The sequence below is a fragment of the Dellaglioa sp. CoH-57-MRSF-19 genome (assembly GCF_056781975.1).
Window position 1 is genome coordinate 107,234 of sequence record NZ_JBXAXW010000004.1, and the last position, 18,569, is coordinate 125,802.

Genomic DNA, 18,569 nt, shown 5'->3' on the forward strand with positions numbered 1-18,569 from the left:
ACTTGGTAGTTAGAGGCTAGTACAGTCGATGCCACCTGCTTCACTGCGGGCTCAACTCACGAAGATGATTAACGGCACTACGCGGATATTCCAAAGCTTTTGCTTTGATGGTCTGGGCAAACTATGTTTGCTCAGACTTTTTTTATTAAGAATAAAGGAGTCTTTAAATGTTAATTCGGATACTTTTAGCCGTTCTTTCACTCTTACTCTTGACTATCGGCTATTACTTATTCTCACATCGCAACAAAAATTTTATGATATTTAAACCTGAGTCAAACCAGGTGCTAAGCTCAATACTACTTGTCTTTGGGTTAATTATCTGTATTGAAAGCTTAGTTGGCTTAATTTCAGTAATCATTTTTATACCCATATTTTGTGGGATACTAGTTACTCTAGCCTGCCTTACGGTTGGTGCTTTAACAATTATTTTATCTTTTTTTATGCATTAATCTAACTTTGTAACCGTTTTTACTTCTATTTTCATTCGTTTTGTCGTAAAATAGAGGTATATAAAAGAAAGAGGTGGCCGACCATGTTACAACAATATAAAAATATTTTAGTTCCTGTAGATGGTTCTGATGAAGCAAAATTAGCATTCGAAAAAGCAGTACAAGTAGCTTTAAGAAATGGCGAAGATTCTACACTTCATCTTTTGCATGTTATTGACACTAGAGCATTCCAAAATATCTCAAGTTTTGATACGTCAATGGTTGAACAAGTTAGTGATACAGCAAAAGAGACATTGAATAAGTATATTGCACAAGCAAAAGCAGCTGGTCTTAAGAATGTTGACTACTCAATTGAGTATGGTTCTCCAAAAGTAGTTATTGCTAAAAATGTTCCTATTAATTTAGATATTGATTTAATTGTGATCGGCGCTACTGGATTGAATGCAGTCGAACGATTATTAATTGGTTCAGTTACAGAATACGTAACTCGAGTTGCTGTTTCTGATGTCTTAGTTGTTCGAACAGATTTAAATAACACACCTGCTCTTAAAAATAATCTTAAAAAATAAAAAAAGAAATTAGCCATAATTGGTTAATTTCTTTTTATTTTGTCTTGAATTTACATAAAGTAATATGGTCATCTACCATACCCATACTTTGCATCAATGAATAAATAATTTTAGGACCAACAAACTTAAACCCTAATTTCTTCAATTCTTTAGATAACTTTTTTGAAATGTCGGTTTCAGCTGGAACATCCTCTGCATGTCGCCAGAGATTATTAATTGGTTTATTTGCTACAAATTCCCATAAAAATGAATCAAATGATTGCCCATCTTGGTTCATTCTTATGATCGCCTGTGCATTCGCGATAATAGCGATAATTTTTTGCTTATTTCGAATAATATCTGCATTTTCCATTAGTTCCGCAATTTTATCTTCATCAAATTGACTAACTTTGTAAATTGAAAAATTTTCAAAAGCGTGATTAAAATGATTACGTTTATTTAAAACGGTCTTCCAGCTCAACCCTGCTTGCATTAATTCTAAACTCAATAATCTGAATAGTTGTTGATCGCCATAAAGCGGCTTTCCCCATTCTTCATCATGATAATCTTGCATTAACTGATTACCCGATTGGGCCCATGGGCATCTTTCCATATTCTATTCTCTCCTTCACTCAAATAAAAAAGATTACTAGTGCTGTCTCCAGACTAATAATCTTCTTAAAATTTAGATTTCAGGTAATTCAGTAAAGTCATAATGTAATTCTTTAACAGCGGCATGTTCGTCGAATGCTAATTGGATTAATTTATCAATTAATTCTGAATAACCAATTCCTGAAACTTCCCACAATTGTGGATAAAGCGAAATGTTTGTGAATCCAGGTAACGTATTTAGTTCACCAAGATATGGAATACCATCTTTAACTAAGAAATCAATTCGTGCTAAACCACGACAACCCAATGCTTCAAAAGCACGTAATGACATGTCTTGGATTTCTTTTGTTAATTCATCTGGTAATTCAACAGGCATTTCAAATTCCACACCTGAAGCATCAACGAATTTATTATTGTAATCGTAAAATACATCAGATTTAGGTACGATAACTGCACCTAATTTTGAAGCTTTTAAATCAGTATTTCCAAGAATTGAACATTCAATTTCATCAGGATTTTCGATTGATTCTTCAACTAAAAGCTTTGTGTCATATAAAAATGCATCTTCTATACCTTCAAGGAATTCTTTTTCGTTATGTGCCTTATGAATACCAACTGATGATCCTTGGTTAGCTGGTTTAATGAAAACAACTTCTCCAAGTTCCTTACTAATGTGTGCGTAAGTCATTTCAGCACGATTGTTGGCCTTAACAACCAAATATTTAGTATTTCTGATATTATTTAACGTTAACATTTTCTTAGTTAAATCTTTATCAAATGAAATTGCTGATGAACGAACATCACTACCAATATATGGTTTATCTAAAAGTTTAAATAATCCTTGAATTGTACCATCTTCACCCATATTACCATGAATAACTGGATAAAAAAGATCAATATCTTTAACTTCAGTTAAACTCATGATATTAGCTAACGGATTTGTAAAATCAATTGTTGGTAAGACATCTTCAACAACTTTTGCTTCTGGTTCGCCATCAAAAATGCGACGTGAAGCAGCATCTCCAAGTAGTACACCTTCCTTTGTAAACATGAATAAACTAACTTCGTACTTATTTTTATCCATTGCATCGTAGATATTATGTGCTGAACGTTTTGAAACGTCATGTTCTGATGAATTACCACCAAAAAGTAATCCAATGTGTATCTTTTCGCTTGTCATCATATTCTCCATTCCTATTGTATTATTTTTGTTCGCTTTAAACTCTTAGTCTAAATAATACCATGTTTATAGTAGATCTGTCATTTACGTTTGCTATTTTATTTAAACATTTAAAATCCACATGAAAAGTAAGAACACAAAGAACAGTCCGTACATGATTGGATGAACATCTTTTCGACGACCAGCAGCAATCATTGTAATTGGATAAAAAATCATTCCCAAAGCAATCCCGTCAGAGATACTATAAGTTAATGGCATACCAATTACAATTAAAAATGCTGGAATTGCAATTTCCATTTTTGTCCATTCGATTTTTGTTAAAGATTGTGCCATCAATACACCAACAATAATTAATGCTGGAGCAGTGACCTGTGTTGTTACAACTGATAATAATGGCGAGAAAAATATCCCGACAATAAATAATAATCCAGTTGTAACAGCCGTTAAACCTGAGCGTCCACCAACGGCGATACCTGCTGAAGACTCAACATATGCACCAACTGGAGATGTTCCTAAAACAGAGCCAGCAAGCATTGCTGTTGAATCAGCAACTAAAGCTTTACCGACACGAGGCATTTTATTGTCTTTCATGAATCCGGCTTGTTGAGCTAACCCAACAAGTGTTCCAGCAGTATCAAAGAAAGTAACTAACAAGAAGGTTAAAACGACTACCCATAACTGAACCGTGTTAATATCACTAATATGTTTAACGCCTTGCATAAATGTTGGGGCCAAACTTGGGGCACCGGCAACAACTTGTGTTGGCATTTTAATTAATCCTGTGATGAATCCTAGAATAACTGTTGCAAACATCCCAATAAAAATACCACCTGGAACACGTCTAACCATTAAAATTGCAGTAACAATTAAGCCAAAGATTGTTAACCATGTTGTACCAACGGTCAATGGACCTAGGCCCACAACTGTGGATTTGTTTGCGATAATTAAGCCACCATCTTGTAAACCGATAAAAGCAATAAATAAACCAATACCACTTGAGATAGCGTATTTTAAGTTACTTGGAATAGCATTAATAATCATTTCGCGTAGTTTAAAAATAGTAATTAAAATAAAAATTAGTGATGCTACAAATACACCTGCTAAAGCTGTTTGCCATGGAATTCCCATACCTATAACAACTGAATATGAGAAAAAGGCATTAATACCCAATGCGGGAGCTGTTGCTATTGGGTATTTAGCTAAAATACCCATTAAAATACAGCCTAAAGCACTTGATAATGCAGTTGCAGTAAATACTGCCCCTTTGTCCATCCCCGAAGCACTTAAAATCGTAGGATTAACAAATAATATGTAAGCCATTGATATAAACGTTGTAAAACCAGCTAACATTTCGCGTTTAACCGTTGTATGTAACTGATCAATTTCAAAATATGATTTAATGCGATTAATCATTTTAAATCTCCTTTTCATAAATACATTTGTTCGTGTTTATCTCATTAATGAGCAATTACAATTTTACTATATTCGTATATTAATGTAAATAATATTATTAAACTGTATTTTGTTAAGGATTTATTCAAATAGAACTTATACTGTAATAATTTTATCAATTTTAATATCAAACTGATTACTTGTCCATTTCTCAGAAATTACATTTTGAACGTCCAAACAAAGTGAAATTGTTTTTGGTTGATATTTTGCAATATACCGATCATAATAACCACCGCCAAAGCCAATCCTTTGATTATTCTCTAAATTAAACCCAACTCCTGGTACAATCACTAAATCTAAATTATTCTTTTCAAGTGCAACATTATATTCAGGTTCTAATAGTCCATAATCACTTTTTATAAGCACCTGTTCAATAGATAAGTAAGGTAAAAATGCAAGTTGCTTTTCAGGCATCGTTTTTGGTATATACACCCTCTTACCTTGAGACAGTGCCGCCAATAGTAATTCGTTAGTACTAAACTCAATCGATTGACTAATTGTTAATCCGATTGAATCAGCCGATTCCCATTCTTCAGATTGTAAAACTTTATCAATAATTGCCTTCTCCTGATTCCTTTTTTCAAGGACCTTATTTTTTGCCAAATCAACCATCTTGTTAATAATCATTTTTCTAATTTCTTTTTTACTCAATAGCTTATACCTCCGCGTTAAATTCACCAGTTATTACAAACTTTCCAATCATCTTACCATTTTCAACAACTTCAGAAGCCGTTCGTAAATTATCGGCGTTAATCCCCACCAATGATTTAGTCATCGTTGATTTTAGTTTGCCTTCATCTAATAACGTGGCTAAGCGATTTAATGTTTTACCTTGAGAGCTCATATCTGCCGTGTAATATACACCTTTAGTAAAAACTGTTAGCCATTTAAACTCATTACTTTTATTTTTTAATTTACCAATTGGTAAATTATCAGATGTGCCCACAATTGAAGTAATAATACCCTGAGGTCTGATGATATCTGCTGCTAAATCAAAATAAGTTTCTGTTGAGTGCAATATTAGAATACCATCAACTTCATTAATATTTAATTTAACTAATTGTTTCTTCAAATCTTTTCGGTGATTAATGACAATATCAGCGCCCATCTTTTTAACCCAATCGCTCGTTTCTAATCTTGAAGCGGTCGTGATAACAGTCAAACCAGCCCATTTAGCAAGTTGAATAGCAATAGAGCCTACACCACCAGCTCCATTAATAATTAAAACTGATTTTCCACTATTGGCATTTTTCTCTGGAATGAAATTTAATTTTTCAAATAATGCTTCCCATGCTGTTACACCTGTTAGTGGCATAGCGGCTGCTTCACTGTCTGTTATTTTCTTGGGTGCATTTCCAACTAGTCGTTCATCAACTAGCTGATACTCAGCATTACTTCCTGAACGATTATTGACACCTAAATAAAAAACCTTATCACCACTATTAAATTGTGTTACTTCTGATCCTATTTCAGAGACGACCCCGATTGCATCGAAACCTAAAATAAGTAATTTTTCTTCAGAATCAATTAACATTCTTGATTTATAATCTATTGGATTCACTGAAATACCCGTTACCTTCACAAGAATATCATGATTTTCAGGTGTCGGTTTATCGATTTTGACATCTCGTAATGCATTTTTATCTTCTGTCGGAAATTTTCCAAATGCTGCGATGGCCTTCATTTTATTTACCATTAGCTCACTCTTCTTCCATTAATATAGATTACGCTATTCATCTTACTACAATCTAACAAAAAGTTTGGTTTGTTTCACTTTTATACCGTCTAAAAATATTGAAATACTCACATTCTCAATCTGTCAGTATAGACTTAATATTTGGTTTAATGTATGCTTAAAATATTATTAAAACATATACAATTAAGGAGACACACATCATGGAAAAACCACTAAAAACGAGACAACAACTGAAATCTGAATCAAAGGCATTACTTAAAGGACACTGGAAGTCAGCTATCCTAGTTAGCTTACTAGCAATCCTTATTTTTATTGTTTATTCTCGCTTATATTCTACTGAGTACGCAGACATTATGAATTTATATTCTACTGAAAATAATAACCAATCATCAGCTATCAGTCCTATAATTTCAGCAACTGTCGTTGTTCTTTATCTTATTTTTCAAATTCTACTTGTAGGTGTTTCATATACATTCTTAACTTGGGTCAGTTCACAAAAAACACCAGAACATGCATTTACACAAAGTTTCCAAGTTTTCTCAAATGAATTATTTTTCCCATCTATTGGTATCGCCATTCTCAAAACCATTTATAGTACACTTTGGACTCTCTTGCTTATTGTCCCAGGAATTATTAAATACTATTCTTATTCACAAGTCTTTATGATTAACAAAGACTTAACAGATAACCCAAATCATCCTGACATCAGTATTAATAAAAAAATAACGTTAAGCCGTGAATTAATGAACGGACACAAATTTGATTTATTCGTAATAGAGTTAAGTCTGGTTGGTTGGTACCTATTATCAATCGTGACACTTGGAATTGGTTATATTTGGTACATGCCTTATCAACAAGCAATTAAAGCAAATTTCTACAGAGACCTTGCCGGAGATAAATTCTTAACCTTAAAATAAGCAAAAAAGACTGAATAAAATCAGTCTTTTTTATTTTGTCTTCACATGTTTAAGTCCTTCTCGCACAGCTAGCTTTGATAGATCATGGCTCTCAATAAAAGTTATAACCCAATTTTCATCAGTCTTAGCATACTCACGTAATGACCAACCAATCGCTTTTTGGATGAAAAATTCATCTGTTGTTCTATCATTCAAAATCATCTTTGATAAGTAAGCTAGATTAGTTTCTTCACGATAGCCTAACTGAAGATTTATACCCACACGACGCATCCAGAAATTATCATGGTTTTCAAATTGCTTACTAATATCGTTAAAATTTATCGGACTTAATTTTAAAAAGTCACTAATAACCTTACGTAAAGCATCTACTGAATCCCACCATGGTTTAACCTTAATTAACTCAACCAATACTTGGACTTCATCAACCGTCAATCGTTTAAGATTTTTTTGTGCTAAGTCGATTGCAACATATTGATACTCTCTTTCTTCACGACCATAATAAGCTAAAATTTGTGAGATTAACTCTTCTAGAGGCCAACTCTTAGATTCTTTCATCAAGTCCTTTGTTAGTTCACGTCGACTTGGTGTCTTAATCCCTAAGTAAGAAAAATTATTTTTCATGTAAGCTTCCATTTTTTTAATATTTTTGTTATCTTTTTCTAAATAAATCATATTTACTCCTTTTATGAAAACGTAACCATATAAGTTGGATAACCGTTTTCATGATGTTATACTAAAGGTAATCATATAAAGGGGGAACCATTATGTCAATGCATAACAATTTGAAAAAATTACTCACAATCAAAGAAGAACCCATTGTATCAATCTTTATCAAAACATATCCAGGTATTAATTTTGCTGCGAAGAATCAGTTAAAACTAAAAACTAGTTTAAAAACTGCCAAAGAAGCTCATTCGGATGTACCTAAGAAAACTTGGGAACTAATTGAAACACAATTGGTTAATTTTATTAATGAAATTGCAGATAAAATCGGTCAATTCCCTAGTATCGCACTTTACTTAACACCTAACGATTACTTTAAATTTAATTTAAATCACGCTATTGAAGTAGATAAAGTTATTGTTGGTCCTGAAGCATACACTTTACCTTTATTAGCTCAACAAGCAACAAAATTATCAGGAACAATCCTAAGCTTACACCGTGATTCATTTGAATTACATCAATTCAAAGAAGGTGTCTTATTGAAACAAGAACTCCCAGAGGATGCTCCTATCGACATGGTATCAACTCTTGGTCCTGAAAGTACAGATACCACGACCACTCATGGCCCTACTGGCGCCCTCCATGGGTTAAATACTAAGGATGAAGAAAAAGCGATTGATAATAGAAATTACTACTTGGCAATTGAAAAATTCCTAGTTACCCATCCCGAATTAATTTATAAACGTCTTTTCCTTATTGGACTACCTAAAAATCAAAGCTTATTCCATGAATTAACAAAATTAAAATCAGTTAATTCAGAAATTACAATTAAAAAATCACCTAGTGCCCTAACAACTACAGAAATTGAAAAAGATTTGTTAGATCAAAATCAAATTTTAATCAATCAAACAATTGATCATTTATTGGATCGTGCTCGTTCACTTGATGAAGTTAATCCAAGCAAAACAAACCCAATCGATTTGTTTGCTCTATTAACGCAACATCGTGTTAATACTTTATTAATTAACGAAGACGCTGTATTCCCTGGTTTAATTAGTGATGGTCAAATTATCGATACTGAACCTGGAAAAACAACCAATAACTTATTAAATGATTTAGCTAACTTTACTTTACGTAATAGTGGTAACGTTTACGTTATTTCAGCTGACCACTTTAATTCAGGTCAATTCGTTTACGGTGTTTAGAAATTGAAAAAGAAGACTTCATTGTCTTCTTTTTTTGTGCCCATTTTTAAAATGTCATGCTATACTTAAAAAAGCAAATATATATTCCAGGAGACGATATTAATGAATAAAGTTTATTTAGCAGGTCCATTTTTTAGCGACAAACAACGTGAACGTGTTTCTCAAGTTGTTGCAGCATTAAAAGAGAACAAAACAATTGATAGTGACAATATTTACTTGCCCCAAGATAATCAAAGTAAACAATATGAACAATTCAGTCAACAATGGCAACGTGCAGTTTATTTAGCTGACACACGCCAAGTTCATCGCGCAGACGTTGTTGTTGCTATCTTAGACTACAAAGAAGACGAAGATAACGAACCTGACTCTGGTACTATGTTTGAAGTTGGTATGGCAGTAGAAGCTCATATTCCAGTTATCTTAGTTCAATTTGAAGCTGGTCGTGTTATCAATCTAATGTTATCTGAAAGTTTAACTGCTTTCTTTGATGAGAGTAAAAATGGCTTAAATGAACTTTCTGAATATAATTTCAACGTTTTGGAAGAAAAAATTACAGAGAACGAAGTATTATAATATGCTACCTTTAAGTATTACGGATAAACAATCGCAGCAAAAAGGACATTATCATTTTGATAATGTCCTTTTAATTTGTCTTAATTAATCATTTACCAAATATTAACGCGTTCATCGACTGCTTTATACATTGCATCACTTGCAACAATATCAAAGGCATCATAAAATTCTGCTAAATTTTGAACTTGAATATTAGCACGCAACTTAGCAGGGGCATGAACATCAATTGATAATAACAATTGCATATACTGTGTTGAAGCCTTCATTCGCCATACTTGTGCCCAATTAATGAAAAATGCTTCAAAATCAGTATCGTCTTCAGATTTAGCCGCTTCAAGTGCACAACTAAGCCCACCAGCATCAGCAATATTTTCAGAAACTGTTAAAGTCCCATTAACTTTTTGGCCTGCGAATTCAGTTCCGTCAAATTCAGTAATCATTTGTTGTGATAATTCTTTAAAATGGGTCAAATCGGCTTCACTCCACCAATTATTCAAATTACCATACTCATCAAATAGCGCACCATTATTATCAAAAGCATGTGAAATCTCGTGCGCAATAACTGCTCCAATACCACCATAGTTAGCACTACTACTCTGCTCTAAACTATAAAATGGTGCTTGTAAAATAGCCGCTGGAAAGACAATGATATTTTTAAAGGGATGATAATAAGCATTAACTGTTGCTGCACTCATCTCCCAAAGATCACGATCGACAGGTTTATCCCACTTACTAAACATATCTTCAGTGGCTAATTTATCAAAGGCCATTGCATTCTCTAGCAATGTTTTTTCCATATTAACGTGCATTTTTTGATAAAGCGGGTTAATTTTATCTGGATACCCAACTTGAATACCTAATTTACTTAATTTTAAAATTGCCTTATCACGTGTAGTACTTGTTAACCAATTATTAGTAGCCAATCTATTTTGATAAACATTAATCATCTTTTCAACCATCTGTTGAACGTCTGCTTTAGCATCTTCACCAAAGTATTTATATCCATAATATTCGCCCACAACCCCACTATAGGTTCCCATGGCTAGATAATAAGCAAACTTTTGTTGTTTTTTCGGTGCCTTGCTTCCAGATAATGCACGCCCGTATTCACCAGCAATAACACGTAAGTCATCTGATAAATATGAACTAAGACTCCCTACTGTTTTAACAATTAACCAACTTTTAAATTCTGTAAAATGAGTTGTATTCACGAGTTCATCAATAGATGATAAAAATTTAGGTTCAGTCACAATTATTTTTTCTGGTTCATTCCCATTTAAAAGATTTTTAACAATTGATTTTAAATCTAAATTACTACTTTGTGAACTAAATTCTGTGAAACTTTGTGGGTTGTACGCTTTACTATAATCAGCTGATTCTTCAGCACTCTTGACATTTGGCACTAAGTTACGATCAAAAGTTAGTGCCTCTGTAATAACATGATTTGCATTTTCTTCACTATAATCTAAAGCAACTAATAACTTAGTCATCATCGCCCTAAATGCTTTAAGTAAACCTTCAGCTTGTGAATTATCTCGTTCATAATACGTTTTATCTGGTAAAACCAAACTCGGAGCTGCCACAAATAAAGCATTAATTTTAGCATTTTTCATATCAGCATCAACATCAAACCCAAGTGGTGTTGGATAACCCGCACGAACAAAATCTGCCCATTTAGTATCGAAATCAGCTAAACTTGTTAAATTTTCTAAAGGTGCTAAAACTTTTTTCAATGGTAAGGTTCCTTCTGATTCACGTCGATCAAAATCAGCTGCTAAGGCATAATAGTTTAAAAATTCTTGCATTAATGGTGCTTTAACACTAGAATCAGCTGACATTTTTTCAAAATCAGCCATCAAAGTTTTATCAATTTCATCAGCTAAATCATTAAAACCACCCGTCGCAGGTTTATCATCAGGAATTTTGGCAGTTTTTAACCATTCACCATTTACTGCTTCGTATAAATCATCTTTAATTAATTGTTTATTTATAGTCATTATTTATCTCCTTTTTAGTTTTATATGTAGCTAGTATAAACGTTATTCTAGTGTTTTAATAATAATTTACTTGAAAAACAGACATTTTTTCAAAATATACCTTATATCTATCTTTTAAAGAGTCTACGATATCTATCTTTGGTACCATTTTTCGTACCCTAACAAAAAAACAAAAGCCATAAGACTTTTGTTTTTGGTGCTATCCAGATTCATTATTGATCAACCGTCACAGAATGATTAATAAGAAAGAAGGATTATTACATTGGCTATCCTAACTTCTCAAACCTCTACCTTTATTAATAAGATACCAACAAATCCAGTAAAGAACACCAATAAACAGAATAAGAATTATCATTGATAAAGCAAGTGATACATCAGTCTTACCTAAAAAACCATATCTAAATCCTGAAATCATATAAACAATTGGATTAATCTTAGAGATGGCCTGCCAAACTGGTGGTAACATTGAAATAGAATAGAAAACACCACCAAGATAAGTTAATGGCTGTAAAACAAACGTAGGTACAATTGACACATCATCAAATGACTGTGCAAAAATACCATTAATTAATCCTGCTAATGAAAATAAAATGGCTGTCATCAAAAGTGTGATAATAATAATGACCCACGAAAAAACATGAAGAGGTACAAAAAATAATGAAATAATAGTGACAAGTGCCCCAACTAAAACACTTCTTCCAAGTCCTCCAATAACAAATCCCCATATAATAATATGCGTTGGTACTGGTGCAACTAGTAATTCTTCAATATTTTTCTGAAATTTCTGAGAAAAAAATGACGAAGATACATTAGCATACGAACTAGTGATCACCGACATCATAATTAACCCTGGTACAATGAATTCCATATATGAAAATCCACCCATTGCACCAATTCGGCCACCAATCATTTTACCAAATATAATAAAATACAATGATGTTGTAATCACTGGTGGTACTAATGTCTGTACCCAAATTCTCAAATAACGATTAGTTTCTTTTATTGCGAGACTTTTTAATGCAGTAAAATATTGATTAAACATGTTTCTCCCCCACTTGGTGCTTTTCTTCCGTAATTTTCAAGAATAACTCTTCTAATCGATTCGATTTATTTCGCATAGAAAGAACTTTTATCCCTTGTTCATCAAATTGTTTAAAGATCCCATTAACACCTTGATTTCGTTCAACTTCGATAGAAATTGTTTGCGCGTCTTCAAAGGAATTTTTATACCCTATAATTTCTGGCTTTTTATCATACACATCTAAATCGAAAATAAACGTTTCAAATTGTAATTTTGATAATAAAGTTTTCATGCTCGTATTTTCAATCAACTCACCTGATTGAATAATACCGATATGACGACAAAGTGTTTCTGCTTCTTCTAAATAATGAGTCGTCAAGATAATCGTTGTGCCATTCTCATTCAATTCCTTTAAAAAAGACCACATTTCACGTCTCAACTCAATATCTACACCCGCAGTTGGTTCGTCTAAAATGAGCAACCGAGGTTCATGCATTAATGCCCTGGCAATCATCAATCTTCGTTTCATCCCACCAGAAAGCATTCGTGCACGTACATTACGTTTTTCCCATAAATCTGACTGTTTTAAATATTTTTCACTGCGCTCCATTGCTTCTTTATGAGGAACACCATAGTAACCAGCCTGATTAACAACAATTTGTTGAACCGTTTCAAAAGGATTAAAGTTAAATTCCTGTGGGACAAGTCCAATTTGTTGTTTGGCTTGTACCAAATTGGTATCAATATCGTAATCAAAAACCTTCACTGTTCCCGCTGTTTTATTCACAAGAGATGTAATAATACCAATTGTCGTTGATTTTCCCGCACCATTAGGCCCTAAAAGTGCATAAAAATCCCCTTCTTCTACAGCCAGATCAATACCACGTAACGCTTTAACACCCGTTGCATATTCTTTTTTTAAGCCTTTTATTTCCAGTGCATATATCATTTAATTATTATCCCCTTATTTACTTTTTAGGAAAAGTAACATCATTCTAAACTATTTTACCCCACACTGCCTTCCATCTGATACTCAATCAGACGATTCAATTCAACAGCGTATTCCATCGGTAATTCTTTGGTGAACGGTTCAACAAATCCCATTACAATCATCTCTGTTGCTTTTGCTTCAGAAATTCCGCGACTCATTAAGTAATATAATTGTTCTTCAGAAATTTTAGAAACTTTAGCTTCATGTTCCATAGAAACATTGCCATTTAAAATTTCATTAAATGGAATCGTATCACTCGCTGATTTATCATCCATGATGATTGTATCGCATTCGACATGTGCAAACGAACCATCACTATGTCTACCAAATTTTAAATAACCTCGATAATCAACTCGTCCACCATCTTTACATAACGATTTAGAAACAATCGAAGAAGTCGTATTTTTAGCATTGTGAATCATTTTTGCCCCAGTATCTTGAACGATATTCCCACCAGCAAACGCAATCGACAACATTGTGCCATGTGCGCCTTGACCATCTAAATAAATACTTGGATATTTCATTGTAACTTTTGATCCAAGGTTACCATCAACCCACTCCATCGTCGCATTTTCTAAGGCTCTAGCACGTTTTGTCTCTAAGCTATACACATTATCTGACCAATTTTGAATCGTTGTATACCGACAATAGGCATCTTTCATGACGTTCACTTCAACGACTGCCGCATGCAAACTGTCTGCCGAATAATTAGGTGCTGTACAACCTTCAACGTAATTAACACTTGCGCCTTCATCAACAATGATTAATGTTCGTTCAAATTGTCCTGTATTCTCCGCATTAATTCTGAAATAACTTTGAATAGGCACCTCGGTCTTCACACCTTTAGGTACATAGATAAAAGTACCACCAGACCAAACAGCCGAATTTAAAGCTGAAAATTTATTATTAGAGGCAGGAACCAATTTGCCAAAATACTGTTTAACCAATTCAGGATATTCTTGGACGGCAGCATCTGTACTCATAAAAATAATTCCTAATTTTTCAAAATCTTCACGCATATGATGGTAAACAACTTCTGATTCATATTGTGCAGAAGAGCCAGCTAAGTATTTACGTTCAGCTTCTGGAACACCAAGTCGGTCAAAGGTTTCTTTAATCTTATCTGGGACATCTTCCCAGTCTCTAGCAACATTATCACTAGCACGTTGAAAATAGCGCATATTAGCTAAATCTAACTTAGACAAATCAGGACCAAAACTTGGCATTGGCATCTTTTCATATAAGGCAAAGGCACGAAGTCGATAATCCAACATCCACTCTGGTTCATTTTTTGCTGCCGAAATTTCTCGAACAATCGCTTCGGTTAAGCCACGCCCAGTTGAATAAACAGGCTCAATATCATCTTTAAAGCCATATTCATACTCACCACCAACATCTAGTTCTTTCATATCTTACCTCCTCTCTAATTTTCTAAATTAATAGCTTGATAAACTGCCTTCCAAGCTAATGTGGCACACTTAATCCGAGCTGGAAACTGAGCGACACCTTCTAAAATAGCAGCATCACCTAAAAGATTTTCATCAATCGTTTCACCTGTTACCATTCTTGAAAATGTTGTCACCATTTCTTCTATTTCATTTTTTGCTTTACCAATAATTTCATCAGTCATCATACTTGCAGATGCCTGGCTAATCGTACAACCCGTCCCAGAAAAGGCAACATCTTGAACCTTGTTGTCACTCATGATAAGTTCAACTTTTAAAACATCCCCACAGGTTGGATTTCTGAGTTCAATTGATTTCTGACCCTTTACTAGTGAGCCATGATGATGCGGATGTGTGGCATGTTCCAAAATAACTTGGCGATATAAATTATCTAATTTAGATAGTCCCATTTTTAAAGAACTCCTTTGTAGCGATTAACGCGTCAATAAATTTTTGATTTTCTTCTAAAGTATTGTAAAAATATAAACTAATACGAACAGTTGACGATACACCCATGCACTTCATTAATGGCTGTGCACAATGATGACCCGCGCGAACCGCAATTCCTTGCATATCAAGAGCTGTCGCAACGTCATGCGGATGTAGTCCCTCCAAATTAAATGAAATAACGCCTGATCGTTTTTTACTTTCAGTTGGCCCATAGACAGTAATGCCAGAAATGGCTTTTAATTTAGGTAATAAATCAGTGATGAGCATCTGTTCATGTGCTTGTATATTAACCATTCCAACTTCATTTAAATAGTGAATAGTAGCACCTAATGAAATGACCCCTTCAATATTAGGTGTCCCCGCTTCAAATTTCCAAGGAATATCTTTAAAGGTTGATTGTTGCTCTTCAACAAAATCAATCATCTCACCACCAAATTCTAGTGGCTGCATCTCGTTCAAATAATTACTTTTTCCATATAAAACGCCAATACCAGTTGCAGCCCCCATTTTATGACCTGAAAAAGCAAAAAAATCAACATCTAACTCCTGAACATTAATCGGCATATAAGGTATTGATTGCGCCCCATCACAAATAACAACCGCACCGACTGTATGTGCCATGTCCGTTAATTCTTTGATGGGGTTTATACTCCCCAAAACATTTGAAATTTGAGTTAGCGATACAATTTTAGTTTTAGCTGTCATTTTTAATTTCGCATCATTAATGTCTAATTGTCCATCATCTGTTATGTCGATGTAAACTAATTTAGCACCAGTTGCTTGTGCGACTTGTTGCCAAGGAACAAGGTTACTATGGTGTTCCATAATAGATATTAAAATCTCATCCCCTGGTTTCAATCGATTCTGTGCAAAACCCTGAGCAACCCAGTTTAAACTTTCGGTTGTCCCTTTTGTAAATAAGATTTCAGCTGAATATTTTGCATGAATAAAATCAGCAACAGCTTGTCGTACATCTTCAAATTGCTGTGTTGTACGCTCGGCTAAAGTATGCACACCACGATGTACATTGGCATTATCATTTTCATAATAATGTGAAATGGCATTAATAACTGCTTGTGGTTTCTGAACAGTTGCAGCATTGTCAAAATAAATTAACGGTTCATCATTCACAATTTGCTTTAAAATAGGAAAATCATTGCGATACTTTTTCAAATTTTTGACCATTAATGAGTTTCCCCTCTATTGTTTCGATTAATCGTTCACGAACATCAACTGCCGGAATTGCCGTTAAAACAGGTCCTAAGAATCCACGAATAACAAGTCTTTCTGCTTCTTCTTTGTGTAATCCACGACTCATCAGATAGTACAATTGTTCCTGATTCACGCGTCCAACACTAGCTGCATGTCCAGCTTGAACATCATTTTCATCAATTAATAAAATAGGATTAGCGTCTCCACGTGCTTTTGTGGATAACATTAGCACACGGCTTTCTTGTTGAGCATTCGCACCCTTTGCACCTTTAATAATATGGCCAATTCCATTAAATATTAATGTAGAACGCGATAAAATTACACCGTGTTGCAGAATTTGACCAATTGAATGTTTACCATAATTCGTCACCCGTGTATCAATCCCTTGAATCTGATTTCCTGTTGAAATCGCAACAACTTTAACATCTGCGTGAGAACCTGCACCAATTAAATCAGAATCGAAATCGCCAATTATATTGCCATTATTAAGTAATCCAATTGACCAATCTATTTTTGCATTGCCTAATAAATAACCCCGACGGTTAATATATGCTGTTGTATGTTCCCCTAATTGATCAACTCCAGCAAATTTAACATGACTGTTAGCTTTAGCAATCACTTCCACAATAATATTTGCGGTTGTGATCTGATCACCGACTGTTGAACGATTTTCTAGATATGAAAACTGACTATTTTCTGCTGCGACAATTAAAACATGCTGTACATAGTCCTGATTGTCCCGTGCATCCTGCGTTAAATAAGTTGTAATTGGGTTGTCTAATACAACATTTTTAGGTACATAAATAAACAAACCACCGGTTAATTGTGCTAAATGCGTTGCGGTCAACAAATCACTATCCCATTTAACTGCCTTAGTCATAAAATATTTCTTAATTAAATCTGCATGTTCCACTAACGCGGTTGACCAGTCGCAAATAATAACATGATTTTCTTTTAATTCCTCAGATATATTTAAACTAATCGTTCGAGATCCAACTTGAATAAACGTATTTTCATCCGATTTTTTTGAAACAAATTCCCCTGATTCTTTAACCAGTGTTTCAGGTATAATGGGCCATTTTTGGTATCTAATTTTTTCAAATGAAGGAAGCGCTAGTAATGTTTTTTTTACAAAGGCATCTCTTCTTAATTGTTGAAACCACTCAGGTTCTTGTTTTAAATTTGAAAAATCAATTATACTTTGTTCTAAGAGCTTCAAATCAATCATTTTCCGGCCCTCCACTAAAGGTTCTCGTCTGTTAAAGTAATGTCTAGCCCTAATTCATCACGCAAACCAGCATAGCCTTCTTCTTCCAGTTTTTCTGCAAGTTCGGCGCCACCCGTTTTAACAACCCGTCCATCCATCATAACGTGCACCACATCAGGCACAATATAGTTCAGCAAACGTTGGTAATGCGTAATCATAAGTGTTCCAAATTCCGCATTTTTCAACATTTCATTTACGCCTCTCGAAACAACTTTCAATGCATCAATGTCTAGACCTGAATCAATTTCATCTAAAATAGCAAATTTTGGTTCAATCATCATCAGTTGTAAAATTTCATTACGTTTCTTTTCGCCACCTGAAAAACCTTCATTTAAATAACGATCAGCCATTTCCTCAGTCATATCTAAAGTTGTCATCGTTTTATCTAATTTCTTTAAATATTCTCGAATTGGGATTTGTTTATCTTCCGGTCGACGTGCGTTGATTGCTGCACGCATAAATTCAGCATTTGTTACACCAGGAATTTCTGAAGGATATTGCATTGCTAAAAATAATCCTGCTCGAGCTCGCTCATCAACAGGTAGTTCTAAAATGTTTACACCATTCAGCAATACTTCGCCTTCTGTCACTTTATACGCAGGATTCCCCATAATGGCCTCAGATAAAGTTGATTTACCTGTTCCATTTGGACCCATGATTGCGTGTACTTCTCCAGTCGACATTTTTAAATTAACACCTTTTAAAATTTCTTTATCTTCAATTTCTACATGTAAATTTTTAACCTCAAGTGTCGACATTTTAGCATTCCTCCGATTCATTAATATATTCCATTCTATCTTAATAAATTATCCATTTCAATGGAGCCTCGAGACTCGCAATCTTTATTTAATTAAGTTAAACTAATAAAAAGTAAATTTTGAGGAGGTTCAT

The 18,569-nt window shown here is 33.9% G+C and carries 18 protein-coding genes; 4 read left to right on the plus strand and 14 right to left on the minus strand.

All coding sequences use genetic code 11. The features are described 5' to 3' along the window. The first annotated feature begins 532 nt into the window (after nt 1-532). Nucleotides 533-1,018 (plus strand): universal stress protein, encoded by a 486-nt coding sequence (locus tag AC1RO3_RS05625; protein WP_409022337.1) that lies wholly within the window; start codon nt 533-535, stop codon nt 1,016-1,018. A 34-nt stretch (nt 1,019-1,052) separates the two neighbouring features. Here AC1RO3_RS05625 and AC1RO3_RS05630 read toward each other — a convergent pair whose 3' ends face one another. The 5 genes from AC1RO3_RS05630 to AC1RO3_RS05650 form a co-directional block, all read right to left on the minus strand. Continuing rightward, a complete protein-coding gene (locus AC1RO3_RS05630) occupies nt 1,053-1,610 on the minus strand; it encodes a DNA-3-methyladenine glycosylase I (protein ID WP_481761660.1) in 558 nt (185 codons plus the stop codon). A 72-nt stretch (nt 1,611-1,682) separates the two neighbouring features. Next, nucleotides 1,683-2,789: a D-alanine--D-alanine ligase family protein gene (locus AC1RO3_RS05635; protein ID WP_409022784.1), complete on the minus strand. Its 1,107-nt coding sequence runs from the start codon at nt 2,787-2,789 to the stop codon at nt 1,683-1,685. A 102-nt stretch (nt 2,790-2,891) separates the two neighbouring features. After that, nucleotides 2,892-4,202: an NCS2 family permease gene (locus tag AC1RO3_RS05640; protein ID WP_481761659.1), complete on the minus strand. Its 1,311-nt coding sequence runs from the start codon at nt 4,200-4,202 to the stop codon at nt 2,892-2,894. A gap of 135 nt (nt 4,203-4,337) precedes the next feature. Next, entirely contained in the window at nt 4,338-4,892 is a 555-nt protein-coding gene (locus AC1RO3_RS05645; RefSeq protein WP_481761658.1) for a 5-formyltetrahydrofolate cyclo-ligase, read from the minus strand. A 4-nt stretch (nt 4,893-4,896) separates the two neighbouring features. Next, nucleotides 4,897-5,937 (minus strand): zinc-binding alcohol dehydrogenase family protein, encoded by a 1,041-nt coding sequence (locus AC1RO3_RS05650; RefSeq protein ID WP_481761657.1) that lies wholly within the window; start codon nt 5,935-5,937, stop codon nt 4,897-4,899. Nucleotides 5,938-6,137: 200 nt separating this feature from the next. Here AC1RO3_RS05650 and AC1RO3_RS05655 point away from each other — a divergent pair, with 200 nt between their 5' ends. After that, entirely contained in the window at nt 6,138-6,854 is a 717-nt protein-coding gene (locus tag AC1RO3_RS05655) for a DUF975 family protein (protein ID WP_481761656.1), read from the plus strand. Between the two features lie 30 nt (nt 6,855-6,884). Here AC1RO3_RS05655 and AC1RO3_RS05660 read toward each other — a convergent pair whose 3' ends face one another. Then, nucleotides 6,885-7,526, minus strand: a complete 642-nt coding sequence (locus AC1RO3_RS05660) for a DNA alkylation repair protein (RefSeq protein ID WP_481761655.1) — start codon at nt 7,524-7,526, stop codon at nt 6,885-6,887. 92 nt (nt 7,527-7,618) lie between these two features. On the opposite strand from AC1RO3_RS05660, the gene AC1RO3_RS05665 reads away from it, so the two are divergent. Then, nucleotides 7,619-8,722 carry a baeRF6 domain-containing protein gene (locus AC1RO3_RS05665; RefSeq protein ID WP_481761654.1) on the plus strand — a complete coding sequence of 368 codons (1,104 nt, stop codon included), beginning with the start codon at nt 7,619-7,621 and terminating at the stop codon, nt 8,720-8,722. 102 nt (nt 8,723-8,824) lie between these two features. Continuing rightward, nucleotides 8,825-9,295 carry a nucleoside 2-deoxyribosyltransferase gene (locus AC1RO3_RS05670; RefSeq protein ID WP_481761653.1) on the plus strand — a complete coding sequence of 157 codons (471 nt, stop codon included), beginning with the start codon at nt 8,825-8,827 and terminating at the stop codon, nt 9,293-9,295. A gap of 92 nt (nt 9,296-9,387) precedes the next feature. Here the strand turns inward: AC1RO3_RS05670 and AC1RO3_RS05675 are convergent, their stop codons facing one another. From AC1RO3_RS05675 to sufC, 8 genes are all read right to left on the minus strand, one after another. Continuing rightward, nucleotides 9,388-11,292, minus strand: coding sequence for a M13 family metallopeptidase (locus AC1RO3_RS05675; protein WP_481761652.1), 1,905 nt, complete (start codon nt 11,290-11,292; stop codon nt 9,388-9,390). A 271-nt stretch (nt 11,293-11,563) separates the two neighbouring features. Beyond that, nucleotides 11,564-12,334 (minus strand): ABC transporter permease, encoded by a 771-nt coding sequence (locus AC1RO3_RS05680; protein WP_481761651.1) that lies wholly within the window; start codon nt 12,332-12,334, stop codon nt 11,564-11,566. After that, the gene (locus AC1RO3_RS05685; RefSeq protein WP_481761650.1) at nt 12,327-13,262 is read right to left on the minus strand and encodes an ABC transporter ATP-binding protein; all 936 of its coding nucleotides are present in this window, start codon (nt 13,260-13,262) and stop codon (nt 12,327-12,329) included. The genes AC1RO3_RS05680 and AC1RO3_RS05685 overlap by 8 nt, the downstream gene beginning before the upstream one ends. A 56-nt stretch (nt 13,263-13,318) precedes the next feature. Beyond that, entirely contained in the window at nt 13,319-14,713 is a 1,395-nt protein-coding gene (gene sufB / locus AC1RO3_RS05690; protein ID WP_481761649.1) for a Fe-S cluster assembly protein SufB, read from the minus strand. A 14-nt stretch (nt 14,714-14,727) separates the two neighbouring features. Continuing rightward, complete coding sequence (sufU, locus tag AC1RO3_RS05695; RefSeq protein WP_481761648.1) at nt 14,728-15,159, minus strand: Fe-S cluster assembly sulfur transfer protein SufU; 432 nt, start codon at nt 15,157-15,159, stop codon at nt 14,728-14,730. Continuing rightward, nucleotides 15,146-16,384: an aminotransferase class V-fold PLP-dependent enzyme gene (locus tag AC1RO3_RS05700; RefSeq protein ID WP_481761647.1), complete on the minus strand. Its 1,239-nt coding sequence runs from the start codon at nt 16,382-16,384 to the stop codon at nt 15,146-15,148. Before AC1RO3_RS05700 ends, sufU begins: the two co-directional genes overlap by 14 nt. Beyond that, nucleotides 16,353-17,639, minus strand: a complete 1,287-nt coding sequence (sufD, locus tag AC1RO3_RS05705; protein WP_481761646.1) for a Fe-S cluster assembly protein SufD — start codon at nt 17,637-17,639, stop codon at nt 16,353-16,355. Before sufD ends, AC1RO3_RS05700 begins: the two co-directional genes overlap by 32 nt. Before the next feature lie 14 nt (nt 17,640-17,653). Then, a complete protein-coding gene (gene sufC, locus AC1RO3_RS05710) occupies nt 17,654-18,436 on the minus strand; it encodes a Fe-S cluster assembly ATPase SufC (RefSeq protein ID WP_481761645.1) in 783 nt (260 codons plus the stop codon). Between the last annotated feature and the right edge of the window lie 133 nt (nt 18,437-18,569).